This window comes from Rhodoferax sp. (assembly GCF_030646845.1).
In the GTDB taxonomy this organism is placed as follows: Bacteria; Pseudomonadota; Gammaproteobacteria; order Burkholderiales; family Burkholderiaceae_C; genus Rhodoferax.
On the sequence record NZ_JAUSLE010000076.1, the window covers coordinates 55881 to 77894 of the forward strand.

A 22014-nucleotide genomic window follows, 5' to 3' on the forward strand; every position below is an offset into this window, starting at 1 on the left:
CAGGGAAAGCGTTTCAGTGGGTGGTCTCGGAGACGCAAAACGGTGCCACGCTGCGTGCGAGCAGGGCGATATCGTCGGCCGTCCAATGGGCGGGCAGCGGCAGTTCGAGCAGTTCGGCCGCGCTGCGCGTTGCTTGCGGACAAGTCAGGGGGTCGAGTGCGGCTGGCAGGCGGTATGGCAGACGTGATGCAATGCCTTGTGCGGCCAAGGCATTGCGGCAGGCCTCGCGCTGCTCGGGCACGATTCTCACCATCAGGCGCGCCAGATAGTCAGGGCTTGCGGCTGACGCCAACTGCGGCGCCTCGATGCCGAAACGGTGCAAGGCCTCGCGATATTGCTCTAGCAATTGCCGCCGACGTTGCTGGCGTCGTTCCAGCGAAGCTAATTGAGGCAACGCGATGGCGGCGTCAACGCCGGCAATGCGCGCCGGGCGCCTTGGCGATGCCGCACCGCGGCGACGCCATCGTGACACGTAGTAGGCAGCCTGCGGGGCCCTTGGTGTCAGCAGAAATTCCAGCCATGCCAGCCGGCGCCGCTCGGCTACCGGCAGTTCGCGCCAACGCTGCTCCATCGCCATTTGCTGCCGGCGCGAATTGACCAGCAGAACACCGCCGCTGCCATCAATTCCGCAGACCACGCTCTTTGACTGGGCGAAGCTGAAGATGCCGAAGTCTCCGGCCGTACCCAGACCACTACCCGGCTCTATGCGCTGGGCTGCATCGTCGATCAAGGCCACCCCAGCTTGCTCGCACAGCGCCTGGATGCCGGCGCTGTCCGCCGGATGACCATAGGCATGGACCAGGATAACGGCCAGGCTGCGTGGACCGAGGCAGTGATGCAGCGCGTCGACCGGTGTGTTGAGGTTGGCCCCAATATCGGCATAGCAGGCCTTCAGGCCGCACGCCAGCACGACGCGGGTCAGCGCCGGGCAAGCCAAGGCCGGCAGCACTACCTCATCGCGATCGGGGTTTTGCGCCGACAACAGTTGAAGCGCCAATTGCAGGGCGCTGCTACCCGAGTTGAGCATTAGAGCCGGGACGCCAAAGCGCTCGCTGAACCAGCGCGTAAGAGCTGCCTCGCTGGACGCTCGCGCAGTCAGGCCCATGGCGCCGCGCAATCCAGCCCACAGTTCCGCGGGCCCCCATTCGCGCAGACCCAGTCTCATGCCCACGGGCGCACCTTTCGCCAGCGTTGTTCAACGCGCGCCCACTGCATCGCCAGCCACGGGCTCAGGTCATCCCAACGGAAATACGCGTCATCAACTCTGTATTGTGCAAAGGCAGGGTGCGGGCCCTGGGTCTGCTCTGACCAGCGGTCGCTTGTGGGCTCTCGCCAGATGGTGGGTTCGGTAGGCCGGACCTCAGGCACAGGCAGGCCGCATTCATGGCAATACGCGGCGTAGGGCAGGTTGTTGCCGTTGACTGTGGCGACTTCCTGCTGGAAATCGGTGCGCCCAACCGTGGGTTCAACCACATAGAACCGGCCATCACGGACATCGCGTTTGTATTCCATGCTGCCCATGCCCTGGAAGCCGACCGCGGCAAAGAAGCGCTCGGTCAGCATGCCGAGTTCGGCCTCCGCCTCCGGCGCGGGCATGCAACTGGCTGTGCCCCCAATCTGCGGCGGCCAAGCGCGCAGCTTGCGGCCAGTGAAGCTGGCCACCGCGTGGCCATCATCGGCGATGTATTGCAGACAGAAATAGATCGCGTCGTCGCCGCCCTCAATCCATTCCTGCACGACCAGATCGGGCAACACCGGGGCAATTTCTTCGAACAACTGCTCCGCCTCGGTGGCTGATTTCACGACGTAGGCTTTTTTGAAGCGTGCGCCATAGCCCGCGTTCTTTAGACCGGGCTTCAAGACACAGGGAAAGCGGAGTTGCGTGAGCAGGCCCAAGTCGGCCTTGCTGCGCAGACGCACTGCACGAGGAATGGGCAGGCCATGACGCTCGGCGTGGGTCTGCACGCCTTCCTTGTGCGTTAGATCCAGCATCACCTCATGCGAACCCAGCCGGAAGCGGTAACGATCCTGCAAACGCCCGCGCGCCGCGGAGACCACGCGCACTGCCTCTTCCTCAGTCAGGAACAGCACTGGCCGTCCACCCAGTTCATCGGCCGCGGCGAGCAATCGCTCAGGCAGGCCCGCGTAGTCAGCCGCGAGGAGGCGGCGAACCGCATAACGTGAGCGCATGGCAGGGGCACCGGCATGTTTAGCCAGCACCGCGACTCGCACGCCGCTGCGTCCCAGGCTGCGCACGACGCCGAGTGCATTGAGCCCTGCGCCAACAACTACTGCCCATTCACCACCTGGCGTTGCTGTCCGTGAATGCATCTTCTTCTCTCAAACTAAATAAAAAAACACCAGAATTCGACTAGTGGATTCTGTTCGGCTGCCATTGTGAGGGTAACCCACTGAGGAAACTGCAAGACTAGGCACAGACTCAAAAGAGGTGCCTGGTGAACGTCACGTAGCGTAACCCGCCGGGGAGGAGCAAGCTGCGCAAATGATGGCTAACTGCCTTTCCACGCAACCCCTGCGCCAAGGCGTTCGATGCGAGGTCATGCTCCGCCCTTGACAATCGTTCCTTCGCGGTACGAATCGCACTGGGTGGCAGGGAAAGTTTCAAGACCTCACGCAAAACCGTGGCATGCGCCTCCGAGTAGGCGGACGTCTTTGACAGGGAGTTGGGGGTGTCGTGAATGACATAAGAGGGCTCATTCAAGACGCAAAATGGGCCCATTCCTAGCAGCTTATAGGCGAGATAGGTCCATTCATGGTGAGACGGAATTTTGGCAAAGGTTTCAGCCGGCACGAGATTGGTACGAAAGAGTGCGCCGCAGGAGGTCATCCAGTTGTTGCTCGCCAGTTCGCCGTACGGGTCGACCTTGGCTCTTGGCAGGTTGTAAGCACTTGCGGTGCGCTGCCCATCCATTTCGCGGTATCCCTGTGACACGACCATCGCGCAATCTGAATTCGACTGCAGCGATTCGACTCTATTCGCCAGCGATTTGGGCAAGTATTCGTCGTCATCATCCAGAAAAGAAAAGAAAGGAGAACGGACTTCGGTCCTTCCCTTATGAAGCGCTGCGACGAGGGACGCCGTCAAAAGTCTCACCACTCTGATATCGCTTCGAGCCTCAAGTTCTGCAAGCAACAATGGGTCATATCGCTGTCCGTTGACCACAACCAGGACCTCGGTCGCCATCTCGTTCTGATTCGTGATGCTGGAAATGGCGCGTAGCAGCGATGCGGCGCGCGCCGAATCCGCTAGCGTTGGAATAATGACTGTGACAACTGGATTCGATTCTGAGCCGGTGCTTTGCATAAGGATGATTTTCAATCAACGCGTGGCTGTGATTTTGGCTCTCACGAAACGGAGTATCTCTCTCTCGTGTGAATCTGGTTTTCCGGCAAGCATCCAAAGCACTGCGATCGACACAACGTAGACGATGCCGGCGAAGATGATTGTGCCGAGCAGGTTTGGAATTGACGGCATCAAGGAGTTGCTCAGAAAGATCACCAGTAAGCCCATTGGAAGAGATGCAAGGGCAGGACGCAAGCAGACCAATAGGCATGACGAAATCTTGATGCGGATTTTTCTGGCCAGAAAGATATGACTTACCGCCATGAACGACACACTGGTTAGAAGCATCGCAAAGGCGGCCCCCATTACGCCGTACAGTGAAGTGAAAATGAACAGTGTTATCAGCAGGAGTCCAGCCCTTAGTGTGGAGAGGATGGCGCTTGCCTTCGATTCACCCAGTGAGAGTAAAACCACTCCATTATTGTTCACCAAAGCAGTCGGTAGAGCTGCCATTGCCAGTATCGGGATCAATTGAATAACGTCCAGCCAACGATTCCCCAATATGGCAGGTACGAAAAGCGGGGCGATTGTTCCAATCAGGATTGCCGCGGGTATCAGCACTAGCGCAGTTGCTGCAAGAGTTGATTGATAGACACGGACCAGTTCCAACGGCTCGTTCTGCAGTTTTGCGTAGGCAGGCATAGCTGCTCGGTTGACGGGTGCGGCAATTTCTGTCACCGGAACAGACGCGACTTCGTTGGCGAGATTAAAGATGCCCAATCCGGCAGAGCCCGAAAGCTTGGCAACAATGAAGTCCGCCGATCTGGTGTTTAGGAAATAGACGATATTGTGTACAAATAGCCAGGATGCAGACTTGAAGATGTCCTGGCGTTTTGCCAGAGAAAAGCGAGGTCGAAATGGATGTCTTGCGTAACTCAGAGCAACTCCGAATACGGAGCCAGAAAAAACGCCCACTAGAAGTGCGCGGTGATCCCGAAGGAAGTAGGCAGTTGTGAGCGTGGTGGAAACCGTGACTAATTTACCGGCGATGCCGTAATAGAAATCTTGACCGAATTGCAGGTTTTTTCTGAAGTCTATAACGCCAACATTTGCGAAGCTGGATATCAGTTTTGTCAGTGCAATAACAAGGAGCGCCAACACTAACCGATCCTCATTGTAAAAATCTGCAAAAAACCAGGCTCCGCCCGCCAGAATGGTGGCGAAAAGCGCACCAAATAGGATGCCTATGGTCCAAACGGTGTCGTAATGTTCACGTGTGGCATCCTGCAGCTGAATAAGCACGGTATCGAAGCTGAATGCTCCCATCAACTCAAGTGCTGCAAGGATGGATGTCGCAATCATCACGATTCCAAAGTGGTCGGGCAACAACCAGCGGGCCAGCACAAAAGTGCTGATCAAGCCCAAAAACTTGTTTGCGAATCTGCCGGCAATCATCCACGCCGCACCGCGTCCCATGGACTCGCCTATATTTTTCATTGCTTCTTCTTGGTAGGGTGCTGGACCGTGGCATTCGTCATCGTTGTATCCGCAGCACGGCCTCCATATGGCCGGCTAAAGTTTGGGTTCGCGCTTGACGCGACGCTGCCTGGATTGCCGCCAGTGTCGATGACTCTGCGCGGCCCAAGCGGACTGCGTCGACAAAGGAGGGCAACTGCCGTTCGATGTCATCGGCCGATGCCAGATTGCTTATCGCGTTAATGCCCGCATTTCGCAATACGGCGGCGGTATCTCCGCGTGGATCGGTCAGCCCCAGGATGGGGCGCCCGCTGCGCAGGTACTCGTAGACCTTGGCGGGGATCTGCTCATTGCAGCCCGAGCCTTGCATGACCATCAAGGCGTCAGATTGCAGGATTTCCTGCAGAGCCGCTCGATAGGGGATGGGCGGTAAGACCTCGACCAGCTCCTGCACCTCATTCGCGGCGGCCAATTCGTTGAGCAGGCGATCGTGCACTGCGGCTCGAAAACGCAGCTTGACCTCGCCACGCAGTAGTTTGCCCGCGCGCTTGAGCCGACCCAGCGCGACGAACAGGGCCGTAGGATCGCGCTCGCTGGGGTAGACGATGCCGCTGTGTAACAGGGTAATGGCGCCTGGATTCAGGCTCTCGCGGGCCGCGGCGTCGGTGCCGGAAAAACTGTCCTCGTCATAGCCATTTTCGATCACCGTTATGCGCGACGCCGCATCGGGGTAGCGCTCGCCGTACATGCGCGCCGCGCCGGGTGTCGTGAAGATATTGAGTCTGGCGTGTTGCATGGCGCTCTGTTCGATGGCACTGAACTGCTGCCAGGTTTTCGGGTCAGCCGGGTAGCCCTCTTGTGCCATCGGATCGCGGAAGTCGGCCACCCAGGGCAGGCCACTGCGGCGCGCCAGCTCGGCGCCGATCACATGAGCCGTGGCAATCGGATAGGTGGACCAGATCAGGTCTGGCTTGAATTCGCGGATCATGCGCAGACCCTCACGCACCGCGCTGAATTTCCAGGTCGCCCAGCGGTCGGGTCTTGCCATTGCCGCCACATAGCGGCCGGCAATCGCCAGATGGCGTGCCGTGTCGAGCGCGAAGGCGCGTCGCACCACGCAGTCCGCTGACACCTCGGCGTCGAGATCCGGGCTGCAGCGCTCATAGGCGCGCGGATGCGCGGTCAGCACCAGCGGTTGCCAGCCGAAAGCGGGCAACTGCTGAACAAACCGCAGCGTGCGCTGAATGCCGCTGCTGCCGGCAAGGGGCGGGAAGTGATAGGCGACCATCAGCACACGCCTCATGCCACTCCGCCCGTGATCAGAAAGTAACTGGTTGACATCCAGCTAGTCCGTCTGCGTTGCAGGCGCAGAGGCTGCTGAGATTGGCGCTGGTGCAGATGCCGCCGATGCCGGCAATCCGCCGCTCTCGGCTGTTGGCTCGGTCCAACGTCCGACGCTCTCAAGCCGTTGGCGCAGTTGGGGCCGGTCGAACCCCAATGCCATTGCCTTGTGTGCATAGGCCAAAGCCTGTCCATAGTCCTTCATGTCCGAGTAGAGCAAGCCGATGTTGTAGGTCGCGAAACCGTTATCGCTGACCATCTTGGCGACGAGTTCGAGCTGTTTGCCGGCATCGGCTGTGCGCGCTTTGTCGATCAAGAACTGGGCGTATAGCATGCGCACGATATGGTCGTCAGCCCTGAAACGAATCCCCCGTTCGAAATAGCATTCGACCGGATATGTCATGTTTGGCAGTTGATCCTTTTTTTGTTCCACTGCACGACGCGCGATGGAGATCAAGGCCCTGTGATGATTCGGTATACGGAGAATAGTGTAGTCAATGTCTGATCCCAAATGTCCGCGATTGCCCCGAATCCAAAGCTCCACGTGCGGTGGAAAGTGGGCTCCCTCAACTTGATTGACGTACCCACTCTTCGGCAATCGATAGTCGGAAGCGCTGGCGGCAATTGGCCCACACAATTCCGGAGTGACCTGCGCAAGCAACTCCCCTGGAAGCACCGAAAAAAACAAGAAGACGACTAGCAACTGAACGAACGCGCGAGCACAACTTGTAGCACGGGAAATTCTCTCAATGTTCGTGTGGGGCATGGGAGTCCTTTATACGGAATCGAAACTGCTAGCTTCGGACCACGGGATGGGTAGGCACTCTGTCATGGCCTGATCGCCGCACCAAGCCCTGCAAAGCGTCCCGGATTAACGCCATGTTGAAGAACGTCGCCAACGGGCTGCCTGCCGGAACAGAGTCCAACTCTGGATTGATCCCGAACCGCAGTGTGTTTCGCTTAACTACGACGTTACGCACGCTCAGGTTCGGAACTTCGCCTCGAATCCGTAGAACGTGCGCTTGGGTTTCTATGTCCATGTGTTTGCTATTGCGTCAGGGGCGAGGGCATAGTTGCCATGTTCAACCGTACATCTTAACCGGGCAATTTTTCCGGGCGATGTTTTCACTCAGTTGCGGGATTGTGTTGGACGTCATGAATACTATGCTGGCGCCTTGGCTGGATGAGTCTTTGGGTCGAAAAGTGCTGAACAGTGTCTTCGGAGCTTCAACTGCGGCACAGAAAAGTGTACTAGGACCGACTCTTGTGCGGCTGCATTCCGTGTGCGATGAAGTCGTTGACAATTCTCAAGGATGGACTCTCAATTAGGCTGGAGTATATCCAGCCAAGTTCAAATAGATCGACGCTTAAATTGAGTAGCGTGGCTGGCGCATAAATCAAAACCCCGTCCTTTTGGTGCACACCCGCTGCCACTCCATGAAATTGCTAACAATCAAGGAGCAGGGTCTCCTTCGGGTATTCAGGGGGGTCGAGGGTCTCTTGGGTTCTCGCGACGCAGTGCGAGGCAAGTCAAGTCGCGGAGGCGCTGAAATGTCGGGTTCTGGTCGACGATGGCTTTGGGTCTACGCATATGCCGTTGGCGAGCTCGGTGTTGCAGAGTTGCTTTTGCAGCCGCTGTTAGAGCGATGCCCCGAGCTCGGCTTACTCTTCATTGTCGGCAAGGGCAACTACCACAGCGCCTACCAGGCTCGATTCCCTCTCTGCGAGACGTGGAATATTGACCCCTGCGGGACGTCCGAGATCGAAAGAATGGCGGTGCAGTGTCCGCCTGCGGCATTGCTAATCATTGAGATGCCTTGCTTCCTATGGGAGGCGCCGTGCAGGTTTCCATTTTCTGTTGTCGAGCGAGCAAAGGCTGCTGGCGCGTTCGTTGCCGTTATTAACGGCTGGCTTTATGAAGCGCAGCCTTCATGTCGCATGGATCGACTCGAGAAGCGCTGGTTCGGCAAAGCGTATCTTCGGCATGTCGATCGCTTCCTCGTTCAAAATGACAATGTGCGAAATCGCCTCCTCGCAGCAGGCGTGGACCTGGCGCGAATTGCCGTTACCGGAAATATCAAGTTCGATGCCGGCGCAATGGTCACGACGGGGACTGCGTCCAATGTTCCGACACGCGTGTCGGCAGCGTTGAAGAAGCTTGGATCAGTAGTCATCGTTGCCGGCTCAGTCCAGGACATTGATGAACAGACGCTGGTTTTAGACGCTTTCATGGAGTTACTTGCGACCTATCCGGAGGCGGTCCTTATAGTTGCACCGCGGTATCCGGAGCAGCACGAGCGGCGGATATGTCTGGAAGCAATGCTGGCGCAGCGCCGACTCATTTACGTCTACCGTAGTACTGAATCCAGTGAGTGGCCGGCCCGGACTCAGGTCATTGTTCTCGATACGATGGGCGAGTTGCGCGACTGCTACGCAATTGCTTCCGTGGCCTATGTTGGACGCAACCATAGCGTGCTTGAACCGTTGTTGTTCGCCAAGCCGGTTTTCGTGACAGGTGGTTGGCAAGCGCGGTATCCAAGTTACCCAGTCAATCGATGTCTGGTCGATTCGGGTATCGTGATTGAAACCGAGACAGCCATAGCGCTGTGCGAAGCGTGGACCGATGCACTGGCCTCCCCGTCAGCGGAGCGGGGCGCACTTGTGGACTGCGCACTTGCAGAACTAGCCGGCGCACGTGCTCGAACGCTTGAAATACTGTTCAACTGCGGCCCATTTGCTGAGATTGGTCATGCGTAGCTCCTTGAGCTGCAGGCCGTGGACTTTGGCGCCCGGGTGGGAGCTCTCGAACCCGACCAATTCAGCGGCGTGGCAGCTAATAGTGGACAACCATTACGGGGGTCACCCGGCGCTCGACGTCTGCTTTGTAAACCAGTTGCTCTCAACCTTTGGCAATGATCGAATTCTGCTTGCGGTACACAAGACTCAAGACACCGTCACTTGCATGGCTCTCGTTGAGCCCTGCGGCGTGGGGCGATGGCGTGTATTTTCACCCGCAAATGCACCGCTGGTATTAATGGTGGTCGGAGAGAACGCATCGGCGAATACTGACTGCTACGCCGATCTCCTCAGAATCCTGCCAGGCTTCTCCTGGCTACTGGGATCGGAGCACCAGGATGCTCGTTTTCCAGTGCTGCCCACTGACGCGGTTGACCGCCGCTCAGAGTCGCTCCCGCATAAACCGAGTATCAGGATTGATATCCAAGGGAGCTTCTCTGACTATTGGAGGTCGCGCAGCCAGCGTTTTCGCCAGAACGTTGAGCGGCGCAGGCGGGGCATAGCCGCCGCGATGACAGGTCTGTCTTTCTGCTGGGTTCGGGAGCCTCATCGCATATGCGCGGCTGTTGATAGTCACGCATTCCTGGAATCGTCGAGCTGGAAGGGACAGACTGGAACCGCGATATCTGAGCAAAACGGCCAACTGTCCTTTTATAAAGCAGTCTTGAGTGAATTCGCCCTGACAGGCGGCGCGCTCGTTGGGCAACTACATGGCAATGATGGAGTCATTGCATCGCAGCTTGCAATCAAGCGTCGGGGTATCGTTGTATTGCTGAAAACTGCTTACGACCCGAACTTGGCACAGTACGGACCGGGTCGATTGCTGCAGTTTCACGTATTGCAGCATCTGTTCGAAGAGCAGAACGTTAAATCCATTGAATTCTGCACACAGGCCAGTCGCGAGGACCTGAAATGGGTTGACGAGTGCGTTGAAGTCCATGCGGTCAACTTCTACCGTGGCATTTGGCTCCGGAATATTTTCCGTGCATTGCGCAGATCGGCGTCTCACGGGATTGAGTAGCCATAGTGGACTTCCCCCTCTGTCCCCGAATGTTCGCGCATTGCGGCCTTCCTTGAAGCAAGGCGTCGGTGAGCCAGGGCTCTATATCAATTGTGCCGTCGCCCCCGGTCAAATGTTGGCCAAGAGCTGTCAAAATAACAAATGCCTCGTGCGCTCATTGGAGAATCTCCTGGTCTAGGATGCAAAATTAAATCAAGCTACGTGATAGCTTATCAATGCCATTCCTGTGTTGAAGCCATACGTCATCCAACTGGCGATAGACAATTTCGTCACCGAAATACTTGCGCGAAAATTCCCACGCAGCGTTCCTCAGCCTCATGCAACGGCCGGTGTCCTGTGCCAAGCTCAAAATTGTGGTCACATACTGTTCATCTTCATCCGCCACAATGAATGCGGAACCCGCGCCATGCTCTATTCCTTCTGCTCCGATGCTAGAAGTGACCAAAGCCACACCATGACTCAAAGCTTCGACATTCTTGATCTTCAGTCCGCCACCGGTTTCCACTGGGTTTACGAAAATATCAATCGTTGCAAAGACATCCGCGACATTCGCCGCATAGCCATGGACGTGCACACCATCGCCTAGGAAACTCGCCTCAATTCGACCACAAACACCTCCGTAAATATGAAGCTCCACCTGGTTGCTGATTCGTTCTCGCAGAGGACGAAAAATATTCTCTATCAGTCTTTTCGCCGCAGCAATGTTTGGAGACATTGAGGATCCAATGAATCCAAGTCGGATGACGCCTGACAACTGAGGCGCATACCTCGGCGCAGGCTGAACCGGCGGCGCCAATCCGGCAACGAGAATCTTTGCGTGCGGTACTAGCGTTTCAAGCTTCTGTTTGTCTGCCGACTGAATCGCAATAACGAAATTGGCAAGGCCGAGGGCAGCGGCTTCCTCTTTCGGCGATATGTCAATATCGTGCACAAGACCCCGTTCGTGAAAGCGACTCTGGCGTTCATATTGAACATCGTGGGTGTCAAGAAATGATATGCAGTGGTCCGGCACCACCCCGCGAATATTAGATAGCAGCCAGGCAAGGCGCACATACTCAACGATGACGATATCGGGCCTCACCTGCTCGCAAAGGGAGACAAACCTTCGCCTGACTTCTTCGTCATAGAAATCAGAAAGCTTTGGTTCATGAATCTGAAGGCCGAAGCGCCGGTAACAGATTGGCGGTGGTTTGGTGTGCTTGCCAATGGTCCGGCGCCAGTTAAGAACCAATTGCCTCACAACCGAGCGTACGAGTCTGGCAAACTGCCTTTGTCTACCGCTGAGATCCTGCCTAACTGGCTTTCTTGATCGCTCGCCTTTGGAGTGTAATCCGTATGCGGGTGGCGAAGCATTGAGCGCCGCTAGGTCTGGCTCATACAACCATCCCGTAAAAAAAACATCCACTGACTCCCCTTTTTCGGCCAGACGATCCACCATATTTGCTATCCGGGTGTGGGACCCCTGATCACGGCGCCAAAATCTGACGTCGGTAACAAATAAGAAATGCATGAATACCCTAAAAAATGGAAAAAGCGGGGTTTGGCACTTTCAGTGCAACCGAGACATTAACGATCACCAATTTTGATAGGAGGCTAGCTACTCGATACTCTCCTGATTGATAAAGTAAGCATCGAAATCTGTCACAACCGGAAACTGATCAGGGTTCGCAGGAAAAATCGCGCCCAAGTCGAACCCAAGTTGATTTAGTTCCGCAATTGACTGACCAAGGCCGACTATGCTCGAGTAAATCGGGATATTCGAGAGTTCAGCTTGGATTGCTGGGAATTTTGCAATACAGGTAGACGCGCCACGCAAAACCTCCATGTCATAGCCTTGCGTGTCCAACTTCAAGAAGGGACGCGCGAACTGAAAACTGCGCTTCAGCCCATCAAACACGAAATCTAAGGTGTCAATTCTGACATCTACAGTGCGCTCGACAACATTGTCTGAGCCTCTGTCCAAGCGTTCTGGCTGTATTGGCGCATGGAAAGAACTGAATTGACTGTCTCGCATTAGATTGAACTGCAGGACTCCTTGCTGTGCGCCTAGCGCATAGGGAAACACCTTCCAGTTGTCATCAGTGGCGGAGCGTCGGGTTATCTCGGCAAGACATTCAGGATGCGGCTCAAACGAGAGGATCATTCCCTTAAAGCCAATATGCGCCCTCAAATAATCCCTGTATTGGCCCTTATTGGCTCCAACATCAAAAACCAAATCGATCTGCTTCACGTCAAATAAGCGTCGCAAATAGTCGGTCTGATGGTACCTTTCAATCCGCCAGTCAGGAATAAATTGGCACCCAAAAATTCTGGTGAATCTGTTGGATAGTTTATTAACTCCCAAGGTCATATATCTTCCCTTAACGTTTCAAACCTCATGTGCGATCCTGACAGGTATGGAAAGCGGGACTATGTTTGAGTGGCTTGGCACTCATCGGCGGGCGTGACGTGGAACCGACCAGTGGAAAATCACGGTGATCCACCGCCTTGCCACCGATTTCTTCTGCTCGGTTACAAGACCAAGGAGAAGCACGCCGACAAGAGTCGAAAGTAGGATGAACGTCTGACTCGTCGGACTGGCGGCATCGTGTTGTATCAACGCGCCGAAGAAGTGCAGCAATGGCATGTGGAACAGATACACAGAGAAAGTGAACCCTGCCAAGAATTGAATGGGACGCTGGAATCGCTGCAAAAGTGGCCCAAATGTGCCGCAGATGCGCCAGAAACCCACAAAATTCGCTGCCACAAGCAGCCCAACGACATAGTTGCCGAAGAAGTCCTTCGACCAGACCAATTGGTCGATAACAAAGGGCTTGCCGAGCCATTGCACGGTGCGCCACAACAGATATCCAGGCAAGCCGAGGCTCTGGTATAGCGCGTAGGCAACGAAGGATCCGATCCACAGTAGCCATCCGAGTTGCACTGGTATCTGTCGCGTCCGCGCAAAATGGTAGACACCAACTCCTAACAGCCAAATGGGCAGCAACAGCAATATCTTCGGCCCGCACAGCGCGCAACAAAGCGCCAGCACTGCCCATCGCACCGGTCCATTCAGGAAATGGCCCGCAGCGAAGATCACGTAGTACCAGAACTCATATCCGAGGGACCAGTACGGGGTGTTCGTAAACGGGAGCAAGTTGGCAAACCACGATTGACCCTGGAACACGGCATTTGCCAGTAATCGTAGTGCGGCGTGATCGCCCTGGTACCAAGGGCCATCGTAAATGGGTGGATAGAGCCGACGGCCGACGGAGTCGGCAACGAAGCTCAGTAGTAACGCTGGCAGCGCCACCGACCATAGCCGCGCCAAGCGCGCCACAGCATAGGTCTCAATGTCACGCTCCTTTGTCTGTGTGACATGGGCAATGACCAGTCCGGAGAGAACGAAGAAGATCATCACTGCATCACTGCCGTAGCGACCCACGCTATCGAGCCACCCGTCTGTGAATCGTGGGTATTTGGCATGCGTGATGAAGACGCAAAGCGCTGCCAAGAACCGTACCAAATCAAGGTACAAGGAGAGGGCAAGCGGAAGACCGGCGGCTTGTCGCTGCGAGTCTGGTGCCGCTATGGTACCGGTTGCTTGAGTCATCAGAGGTATTTGGCCAGCCGCCAGCCTAGTGGCAATGCCTCCAGCGTTTTCTTTGCCGCCAGGCGTGCCGGCAGTTTCATTTCGAACAGATCGAAGCGCACGTCGCAGCAGAAATTGATGTGGCGCCGGGGCACCACCGTTGGTGTGCGCGGGCTCACCGCATGTATAGAGTGTGCCGAGTTCAGAAATAACACCAATGTGTTGGCCGCATAGTTGGCAGTCTTTACCGTTCGTACTTTTGCGTCGTCGATCTCTGCCGGCAGCGTCGAAATTCTGACCGTATGCGGGTTGGGATACAGTCCGGCCGTCGCTTCACAGATTTCCAGATTGGCGCCGACAGAGTCATCATCTTCACGGCGGAAATACAGCAGCGCGGCAAACAGCTCCGAAGGCCGGTCCACATGCGGTCCGCGTACGATTCGTGGTTGCCGCGTGTAGTTCAGGTAAAACTGGCACTCCATTGACACGTCAGCCCCTTCGGCTAACGGGTCGCCCCGGCCGCCCGGACGCATTCCGACGATGAAATCCTCCAGGCGGTGCCCAGCGCGTTGCTCCAGGTCCGGATTTAGCGCGCGCATTTGTGGCCCGGCCAAGGCCATCAGTTCGTCAAAGAAGGCTTTCGAGGTGTGGTAGGCGAAGAAGTCACGCCACAACGCCGACACACGCTCGTCGGCCACCACCTTGCAGGCCGGGTAGTCGAACCAGGTGTCCTTCGCGGCCCGTCCGTTGAGGATGATGTCGTCCGCCGGGAACTGGTTTGAGAGTTGTTCGAATATCTCGGGGTCAAGCGCATCGGTGATTACCAGATGCGGATAGGGCTCAGTCACAAAGTCGGCTTTGGTGGCTCTGGACAGGATGCTGAGTGGGTACTTCAGGTTTGTCATGGTGAGTCACAAGTGTGGCTCGCTCCACAAACGCGCTAATTGCGTTTTGTCAAATCCGGATGATCCGGGCCCTCACCCCAGACTGCGAGCGACGGCTGGTTGATGCAGTCGTCACCAATTAGGTAATGTGGAGCGGGGCAAACGACTTCACCAGATCATCCAAGGCCTTGAGCTGCGTGAGGAATGGCTCCAACTGATCGAGCGGCAAGGCACTCGGGCCGTCGCACTTCGCTGAGTCTGGGTCAGGGTGTGCCTCCAGGAAGATGCCGGCCAACCCAACGGCCAGTCCGGCGCGCGCCAATTCGGCCACCTGCTGGCGTCGGCCGCCCGAGGCCGCGCCCGTCGGGTCGCGTTGCTGCAATGCGTGCGTGACGTCGAAAATGATGGGCAGGTCGCTGCAAACCTTCTTCATCACGCCAAAGCCCAGCATATCCACTACCAGGTTGTCGTAACCAAAGCTGGTACCGCGGTCACAGAGGATGAGCTGGTCGTTACCCGCCTCCTTGAACTTCTCGACGATGTTGAGCACCTGTGAGGGGCTCAGAAACTGCGGCTTCTTGATATTGATGACCCGCCCGGTCTTTGCCAGCGCCACCACCAAGTCCGTCTGCCGCGCCAGGAAGGCGGGCAGTTGCAACACGTCCACCACCTCGGCCACGGACCGGGCCTGCCAGGGTTCGTGTACGTCGGTAAGCACAGGTACACCGAACTCCGCCTTGACGGCTTCGAAGATCTTCAAGCCTTCATCCATCCCTGGGCCGCGGTAGGAATGGATGGATGAGCGGTTGGCCTTGTCAAAGCTGGCCTTGAAAACATAGGGGATGCCCAGTTTCTGGGTGACCCGCACGTATTCCCCGCATGCGCGTAGCGCGAGGTCCCGCGATTCAAGCACGTTGATACCGCCGAACAGGACGAAAGCGCCGGTGTTTGAGACTCGGATCTTGTCGTTTATACAGATCATTCTTTCTCCCCAGGATTGTTTTTTCAGCGGTCCTTGGGCACCCAGGGTGCCAGAAGGTCCAGATGACGCGCCACGGAGCCGCGGGCCAGGGTCAGTGTCTCGTCGATGGCGTTGATGTGCTCTCTGTAATAGGTCGCGTTGTCAATCAGGTCTAGCCAGCGCTCCGACAACTCGTCCCCTGTGGTGACCTCGATCAGCGTCTGGCTGTCCATCAGGAGGCGGTAGACCGGGTAAGAGGGGTACGTTGTGTTCCACCCCCGTTTAACCGTGACGGGCTTTTTGAATCCCAGTGGTTCGAGCACGTTGTGATCGACGCCGACATGAGCGATCGTCGCTGCGGCGTAGAAATCGCGCAGTTCCCCCATGGTGTCAAGAACCAGGCAGGCAGTTTGGGCGGCAATCGGCGCATCCGCCAGCGCGGATCGAAAAACCGCTGGCAGGCTGCGCTGTTCGAGGTAGTTGCGCAGAACCTGCATGCGCTCGCGAACTTCCGGATGGCGCGGGGCGAGGACCAGCAGCGCGTCCCGGTGGCGGGCCCGTAAGCTGAGGAAGGCGTCGAGCACCATTTCCTGCTCCGCGAAGTGGGTAATGCAGCCAGCGACGATAACCGGTCGCACCGAGTCAATCAGCGCGCCGAGCATGGCCGGGCTGCGTGCCTTGGCCGCTGACCAGTCGGGTTGTTGCATGGCATCGAATTTGATGTTGCCGGTAACGACGACTCTGCTCGCATCGGCACCTGCCGTAAGCAGGTGTTGACGCGTTTCTTCCGTTTGTGCGCCGATCGCGTCGAAGGCGCAGAGGTATTCGCGTTTGAAAAGACGGCGCTCAATCGCGTCCATGCGACTTGCCGGCGTGTAGTGATAGAGCCAGCCGTTGACCAGCACGTTGACGGCACCCGCTTTTTTTGCTTGAAGCAGGAAGGCGAACGAGAAGCGGCAGGGTGCATCGGACGGCCAGCAGGGTATCTCGGCGACGACAACTAGCTTCGGTGGATAGTGGAGGGCGAGAGCAGTTGCATCGGCGCTGTGGCCAAGGGTCACGCAAACTTCAGCCGAGGGGTAGCGGGCGAGGTAGCTGTCGCGGTAGTGCGGATGATCGGTGATCAGGACGAGCTTGAGCTGCGGCAGGCGGGCGGCGATTTCGCGCAGCAGCGGATCGATGGCACTAAGTTCGCCGATGGTCGAGACGAAGACCCACAGCGACTGAAGCGGACGTTCCGGCCGGTCGAGTTCCAGATGTCCGGCGGTGCTGTTGCCGCGCAGGTCGCTGAGGTGTTCGAGCAGGCGGAACAGGCCCCATTTGACGCGGGTGACCAGTTGAATCTTGCTCGGACTTTGGCTGGTGGACATGCTCGATGGGAAGACTCGCTGCGGATGCTGATGTCGGTCAGAGGACGCCGGCCCGGAGCAGGTCGTGCATGTTAAAGACACCGACCAGCCGATTGTCGTCGTCGGCTACCAGCATGCCATTGATGCGCAGATTTTCCATCTGTTGCACGGCTTCCGCGGCCAATCGGTCGGCGTCGATCGTTCTCGGGTTGTGCTTCATCAGGTCGGCGATCCGGGCGCTGCGCAAGTCGGCGCCGCCAGCAAGTACGCGGCGCAGGTCGCCGTCAGTGAAGATGCCGAGAATTCGGTGGTCATGGTCGATGATCGCCGTCATGCCGAGCCCCTTGGCGCTCATTTCGAGTAGGGCGTCCGCGAGACTGCTGTCGATGCCCACCTTGGGCAGGTTCAGGCCTGTGTGCATGACGTCGCTGACCCGAACTAGCAGTCGGCGCCCGAGCTTGCCGCCAGGGTGCGAACGGGCGAAATCCTGGGCGCTGAAGCCGCGCGCCTTGAGCAGCGCCACAGCGAGCGCGTCGCCTAGTGCGAGTGAGGCGGTGGTACTGGAGGTTGGTGCCAGGCCGAGCGGGCACGCCTCCTTTTCAACGGCAGCGTCAAGATGTACGTCGGCCAGCGTTGCCAATGTCGACGTGCGTACCCCCGTGATGGCAATCAGAGTGGTGCCGTGGCGCTTTAGCAGTGGGACGATGGCGACGAGTTCGGCACTTTCACCGGAGTTGGAGAGTGCGATCACCACGTCTTCAGGGGTAATCATGCCGAGGTCGCCGTGGCTCGCTTCCGCCGGATGCACGAAGAAGGCAGGCGTGCCGGTACTCGCCATGGTGGCGGCGATCTTGCGGGCGACATGACCGGACTTGCCGATGCCGCTGACGACGACCCGCCCTCGGCAGTCGAGAATGAGGCGGACAGCCTGAACGAAGCCGGGGCCGAGACGGTCGACAAGACTGAGCACCGCGTCCGCTTCGATTCGCAAGACCTCACGGCCGAGTTCGAGCAGCTCCGCGGCCGAGATGGGCGCAACGGGCGCGGGGTTTTCGCTGCGACGTGTCTCAGGCATGGTTGGTCTCTGCGGCGGTTGCGGGTTGCGCGTCCGATTTGCGTACGCTGGCGCGCAGGTTGAGCAGTTGTCGTATGAGGGCGTAGCGGTAGGTGTTGGCGTGATACACGGTGCGCGCGTTCTCGGTCCAACGCGTGTGCCATTCCATGACCTTGCCATAGAACTCGATACGGTTGAACCTTTGTTCTTCAAAAAGTTGCTGGAATTCAGTTTGACGCATCAGTGTGGATGGTGAGACAGTCTTGTAGGATTCATCGTAGGTCGTTTTTAAGATCACGATAGCTATGTCGTCATGGATGCAAAGATCCATGGCGACCACCTTGTCACCGAACCAGTAGCGGTAAATTCGCCCCCGCCCCTGGGTGCAAAAATTTTCGAGCATTTTTCGATAGAACCGCCCTTGGGCATTGTCTGGGTGGATAGCAGTTCCATCGGCAGTCTTCCAGCCAGCGCTCTCGAGCGAGCCATAGTCTTCAATCGCTTTTGGCACGTCTTCTGCCGCGGTGATGCACTCCAGTCGGGTCTGAATACCTTCTGTCTGCAACTTATTGCGCTGTTTACGCGTGTTTTGCTTGAGGTTTTTACCGCGTGCTTCCCAATACGCGTCGAAACTACCTTCAATGTTGACCCATGCAGTCTGTATGTAGTCTTGGGTGCGCACTTTGGGACCATCTTCTGGCCGAACTTGAATGCGCGAGTCTAGTTGGGTGACTCCGACACCGAGGGATAAACCGGGAAGTTCGGGCACAAGTTCACCGCATGTGGACACCAGGTCGACACCCTCGGCTGAAATCCATGCACCCAGCGGAAGCTGCGACGGTTGAAAGGTTTGCCACATGCCGTTGCGTTCCCGTTGCATGATGGCCGCTGCGCGAAGTTGGCCCTTGGAATGGTACAGGCACAGTCGCTCGTCCCCACAGCCAAAGGTGTCGAGAATGGGTTGCAGAAATGCAGATTCCAGAAACGGGGTGCCGGGCCGGGACCGAACAAGCGTATCCCACTGGACTGCAAAATCAGCGAATTGTGTGATGGGGTGTAGGGTCCAAGTCATAACTCAACTGGTCTCATTAGGCGCATAGATTTGTTTCAACGTGTCGACCATCTGCTGCAACTCCTTGAGCGTAAGGTCTTGGTGGCAGGCAAGCTGCAGGATATGGTGAGACCATTTGATCCCACAGTCTCCTTCAATGGTTGCAACAGTTGGCCATAGCCTGTCCCATCGCGAGACAGGAAACCCCAGACGCCGCAACTCAGCGTATCCTGGATCTGGCTGATCGACCCAAAGCGGAAAAACGTAAGGCGCACAGCTATCTGGCAGGCTAGAACGTAGTGGATGTAAACCAGCTTGACCTGACAATGCGTGGGCAAAGAAATTGTAATTCTCTCGGCGACGGGCCACAATTCGATCGCGAGGTGCATGCTGGGCTATCCAGCGACTTGCATGTGTCAATGCTTGATGGGATTGGGCAATATCAATGGTGAAGCCGTCAGTCGGCGACGGATCAGCCGGACGATCATGGTGCAGGTTCTTTTTCTTGAACATGCCCAAGAACCTGAAAAGCCCCCTCACTAACGGCCCCAACCCTTTTAATCGGCCATGGTTCACGCCGCAATGGACGATGTCAAAACCAGCTTTGACCTGATTAGTGGCATCGGGTCGATGGAGCATTGGACTGACGCCGGGCACCGTGTTGTTTACCAGGCAGCCTCCCTCTGGAACTGGGAGAAACTTGGTCAGGCTGGCAATTGCCAGGTCGCCCCAGCATCCTATGGCCCGATCATCACTGGCGCCGAACAGAGCGTGTGCGCAATCCTCGATGAGACGCACGCCTTGCTGGTCGCACCATTGGCGGACTCCTGCCAACGGCTGAGGCAAGCCAAAGAAGTGGGCCACCAGAAGGGCACGGACTCCACGAGTGTCTTCTTGCGTGATCCAGTCCATCTTTGGCGCCCCATTGCCATCCAACGGATAAAAAACTGCTTGCGCACCCCGCGCAACAATTGGGGCGATCATGGTGGGGCAGTGATAGGTGGGTACCAGTACTTTGTCACCGGGGCCGATTCCAAGCATCTCTAGCGCCAACAAAATAGAGGCGCGGCCACTGTTGGTGAATTCGGTTTCTGGGTGTGTCAGCAGGCAGGGGATTGCCGATAATTTGGTGCCGGAGAACGTCGCCCAATCAAGAACGGGCAGCCTAGGAATCGGGTATGTCATGGTCTATCTTGCGTGAGCAACCGATGTTGCTTGGGCAGCAATTCACCGCCGGTCTTGCTGAATTTCAATGGTTCAACCTTCGGCGTGAAATGAGCGCCAACAACGAGCGGTAGCCTGGCCCGGTCGGTAAGGTCGTCGTAGGTGTCGAACTGGCCTTGGGAAAAAGCAGGCAAACCCCAAAGAAGACGCGATACGTTTGAAAGGCCCTTTGGGGCGGAAAGTTGGGCAATTATTTGGACACCGAAGACATCGTGCAGTTGCATATCTGGTCTTTCCATGTCACGCATTGGGTGATGGTGTCGCTCGCATGAGCCATTCGAGCATCCGGGCTTCAACCAGCGTCCGCCATGCTGCGCTGGAACAGGAGTGGTCGGCTTCCGGCAAGTCGCAAGTTTGTAGCAGTGCCTGGGCAAGCGCTCCTGACCAGTCGGCGCTGGTCTTTGCATATTCAATGAACTCCTTGGCAGTGTAATCATTCGCGCTTAGCAGCAGCAAGATTGGGTGGTTGAGGTTTTTCCATGCCTGCGCCATGCGAGTCTGGAATGGCCCGTCCTCTTCGCCGCCCTTCTTGGGCGCTGGACCTGTAAATGCGGATTTGAGACTGCGTAGCAACCCGCTCGCTGCGCCGACTGCGACATTGCCACTGAACAGCTTGACCCAGAACTCTTTTTGCCGCAGGCGCTGAGTGTAGTAATGCTTGACTTGAGTCTTGGCCAGGCTGGCCTCGGATCGGACCCACGGGTTCAACAGGCACAGAGCAGTTACTCGCGAGTCATGGGTGTCATGGCAGTAAAGCAGTGCGGCAGATGCGCCGTCGCACAGGCCCCACAATGCAACTTCTTTGACCGAGGGCATGTGTTCTTGCAGCAAGTCAATGGCGGCTGCAATGTCTGCACTCACGGCCTGAAAATCTCGTTGTTGGCCTTCGCTGTCGCCCATGCCCCGGTAGTCAAATCTCAGCACGGGGTAGCCCGCTGCGGCAAGTGCTCGGGCCAACAACACGAATTGCCGGTGGCTGCCGACCCGATACTGAGGACCGCCCACAATCACGACCACGCCCGTCTCCGCAGGGGCTTCTGGTCGCGCCAGAATGCCCAGCAGCGTGTCGCCGGCGCAGGCAAAGAGAGTTGCCTCTTCGGTGTATTTCATGCGGACATTGCTGCAAGGGCTGCAGTGGTTGCGGCGATTAAAGCCGGGGCGTCTTCAATCTCAGTGGTTTGCCAGAATGCGGGGCCATGTGCGATGTGGCTGCTAACGGCAAAGCCTGCTTCCTGCCACTGTGCGATGGTCTTGGCTGAGACGGGGTTCAAACTGGCGTCCTCTCGCGTGGATAGTTCAAACCATTCCAGACGTCTTGCTTGGCCCTGGTTCGCAGGTGATGCAAGGACGGCCTGCTCCAGCCCCATGGCGAGACCGGGCGAGATCATGTAGCCGGCGATTTCTACCGGTGAGCCGTTGGCCAACTGCTGGCGCATGGTTTCCATAATGCCTTTCGACTGGCCGCCCATCATGTCGCCAGCGACCTTGAGGCGCAAGAACTGTTGCAGCAAGGTCTTGCCCGCAGCAGGGGGTTGCCAGAACAGGAAGTTGCAGACTTCGTCCATCTGTCTGGCGGCATCAACAGCCAGCAGACACCCGGCACGAAGGCCCCATAGCCATAGCGGTATCTGGTCCGCCGCAACGCCCTGGGCGTCGTTTTTGCTACGCAGCCACCGGCATCCCCGTACCACGTCGTTTACCCACTGCTCCCAAGTGGCATCGCCAAAGTCGCCGGAACTGTCTCCGCAACCCAGAAGGTCGATCTGCAACACGGCGTAGCCTGCCTGCGCCAGTGTACGTGCCTGCAACGCCGCCATGCGACGGGCCTTGTTCATTTCTTCGGCAAATGGGTGAATGTAGAGTACCAAGCCGCGGATTTCTTCGCCTTGAGCGGGGTGGAACAGGCAAAACCGCTGGCCGCTACCGGCGGTTTCAGCCGATTCGGCAGGAATAAAGAAGGCTTCTGGCCGCACAAGTATCGG

General features: G+C 57.2%; 20 protein-coding genes. 2 read left to right on the plus strand and 18 right to left on the minus strand.

Annotated features, from left to right (window positions below):
* Positions 1–13: 13 nt before the first annotated feature.
* The 6 genes from Q7T10_RS18930 to Q7T10_RS18955 form a co-directional block, all read right to left on the minus strand.
* Positions 14–1165 carry a DegT/DnrJ/EryC1/StrS family aminotransferase gene (locus Q7T10_RS18930; RefSeq protein ID WP_304751265.1) on the minus strand — a complete coding sequence of 384 codons (1152 nt, stop codon included), beginning with the start codon at positions 1163–1165 and terminating at the stop codon, positions 14–16.
* Entirely contained in the window at positions 1162–2331 is a 1170-nt protein-coding gene (locus Q7T10_RS18935; RefSeq protein WP_304751185.1) for a carboxylate--amine ligase, read from the minus strand. The genes Q7T10_RS18930 and Q7T10_RS18935 overlap by 4 nt, the downstream gene beginning before the upstream one ends.
* Before the next feature lie 109 nt (positions 2332–2440).
* Positions 2441–3340, minus strand: a complete 900-nt coding sequence (locus Q7T10_RS18940; protein WP_304751187.1) for a glycosyltransferase family A protein — start codon at positions 3338–3340, stop codon at positions 2441–2443.
* Entirely contained in the window at positions 3341–4801 is a 1461-nt protein-coding gene (locus Q7T10_RS18945; protein ID WP_304751189.1) for an oligosaccharide flippase family protein, read from the minus strand.
* A 37-nt stretch (positions 4802–4838) separates the two neighbouring features.
* Positions 4839–6083: a glycosyltransferase gene (locus tag Q7T10_RS18950; RefSeq protein ID WP_304751191.1), complete on the minus strand. Its 1245-nt coding sequence runs from the start codon at positions 6081–6083 to the stop codon at positions 4839–4841.
* Between the two features lie 42 nt (positions 6084–6125).
* Positions 6126–6887: a tetratricopeptide repeat protein gene (locus Q7T10_RS18955; protein WP_304751192.1), complete on the minus strand. Its 762-nt coding sequence runs from the start codon at positions 6885–6887 to the stop codon at positions 6126–6128.
* Positions 6888–7672: 785 nt separating this feature from the next.
* On the opposite strand from Q7T10_RS18955, the gene Q7T10_RS18960 reads away from it, so the two are divergent.
* Together Q7T10_RS18960 and Q7T10_RS18965 are read left to right on the plus strand one after the other, a co-directional pair.
* Positions 7673–8878 (plus strand): 3-deoxy-D-manno-octulosonic acid transferase, encoded by a 1206-nt coding sequence (locus tag Q7T10_RS18960; protein ID WP_304751194.1) that lies wholly within the window; start codon positions 7673–7675, stop codon positions 8876–8878.
* Positions 8879–8960: 82 nt separating this feature from the next.
* Positions 8961–9938, plus strand: a complete 978-nt coding sequence (locus Q7T10_RS18965; RefSeq protein WP_304751195.1) for a GNAT family N-acetyltransferase — start codon at positions 8961–8963, stop codon at positions 9936–9938.
* A 187-nt stretch (positions 9939–10125) separates the two neighbouring features.
* Here Q7T10_RS18965 and Q7T10_RS18970 read toward each other — a convergent pair whose 3' ends face one another.
* The 12 genes from Q7T10_RS18970 to Q7T10_RS19025 form a co-directional block, all read right to left on the minus strand.
* On the minus strand, positions 10126–11376 hold the full coding sequence (locus tag Q7T10_RS18970) for a glycosyltransferase (RefSeq protein WP_304751197.1): 1251 nt from the start codon (positions 11374–11376) through the stop codon (positions 10126–10128).
* A gap of 159 nt (positions 11377–11535) precedes the next feature.
* On the minus strand, positions 11536–12288 hold the full coding sequence (locus Q7T10_RS18975) for an FkbM family methyltransferase (RefSeq protein WP_304751198.1): 753 nt from the start codon (positions 12286–12288) through the stop codon (positions 11536–11538).
* Positions 12289–12369: 81 nt separating this feature from the next.
* Positions 12370–13530, minus strand: a complete 1161-nt coding sequence (locus tag Q7T10_RS18980; protein ID WP_304751200.1) for an acyltransferase — start codon at positions 13528–13530, stop codon at positions 12370–12372.
* Entirely contained in the window at positions 13530–14414 is an 885-nt protein-coding gene (locus Q7T10_RS18985; protein WP_304751202.1) for a hypothetical protein, read from the minus strand. Before Q7T10_RS18985 ends, Q7T10_RS18980 begins: the two co-directional genes overlap by 1 nt.
* Before the next feature lie 118 nt (positions 14415–14532).
* Positions 14533–15375, minus strand: a complete 843-nt coding sequence (gene kdsA / locus Q7T10_RS18990; protein ID WP_304751204.1) for a 3-deoxy-8-phosphooctulonate synthase — start codon at positions 15373–15375, stop codon at positions 14533–14535.
* Positions 15376–15398: 23 nt separating this feature from the next.
* Positions 15399–16724, minus strand: a complete 1326-nt coding sequence (locus Q7T10_RS18995) for a 3-deoxy-D-manno-octulosonic acid transferase (protein WP_304751206.1) — start codon at positions 16722–16724, stop codon at positions 15399–15401.
* Between the two features lie 37 nt (positions 16725–16761).
* Entirely contained in the window at positions 16762–17778 is a 1017-nt protein-coding gene (locus tag Q7T10_RS19000) for a KpsF/GutQ family sugar-phosphate isomerase (protein ID WP_304751208.1), read from the minus strand.
* Positions 17771–18829, minus strand: a complete 1059-nt coding sequence (locus Q7T10_RS19005; protein ID WP_304751210.1) for a GNAT family N-acetyltransferase — start codon at positions 18827–18829, stop codon at positions 17771–17773. The genes Q7T10_RS19000 and Q7T10_RS19005 overlap by 8 nt, the downstream gene beginning before the upstream one ends.
* A gap of 3 nt (positions 18830–18832) precedes the next feature.
* Positions 18833–19993: a DegT/DnrJ/EryC1/StrS family aminotransferase gene (locus Q7T10_RS19010; protein ID WP_304751212.1), complete on the minus strand. Its 1161-nt coding sequence runs from the start codon at positions 19991–19993 to the stop codon at positions 18833–18835.
* On the minus strand, positions 19990–20280 hold the full coding sequence (locus Q7T10_RS19015) for a hypothetical protein (RefSeq protein WP_304751214.1): 291 nt from the start codon (positions 20278–20280) through the stop codon (positions 19990–19992). Before Q7T10_RS19015 ends, Q7T10_RS19010 begins: the two co-directional genes overlap by 4 nt.
* On the minus strand, positions 20273–21142 hold the full coding sequence (locus Q7T10_RS19020; RefSeq protein ID WP_304751216.1) for a hydrolase 1, exosortase A system-associated: 870 nt from the start codon (positions 21140–21142) through the stop codon (positions 20273–20275). The genes Q7T10_RS19015 and Q7T10_RS19020 overlap by 8 nt, the downstream gene beginning before the upstream one ends.
* Positions 21139–22005 carry a hydrolase 2, exosortase A system-associated gene (locus Q7T10_RS19025; protein ID WP_304751218.1) on the minus strand — a complete coding sequence of 289 codons (867 nt, stop codon included), beginning with the start codon at positions 22003–22005 and terminating at the stop codon, positions 21139–21141. The genes Q7T10_RS19020 and Q7T10_RS19025 overlap by 4 nt, the downstream gene beginning before the upstream one ends.
* Positions 22006–22014 lie beyond the last annotated feature (9 nt).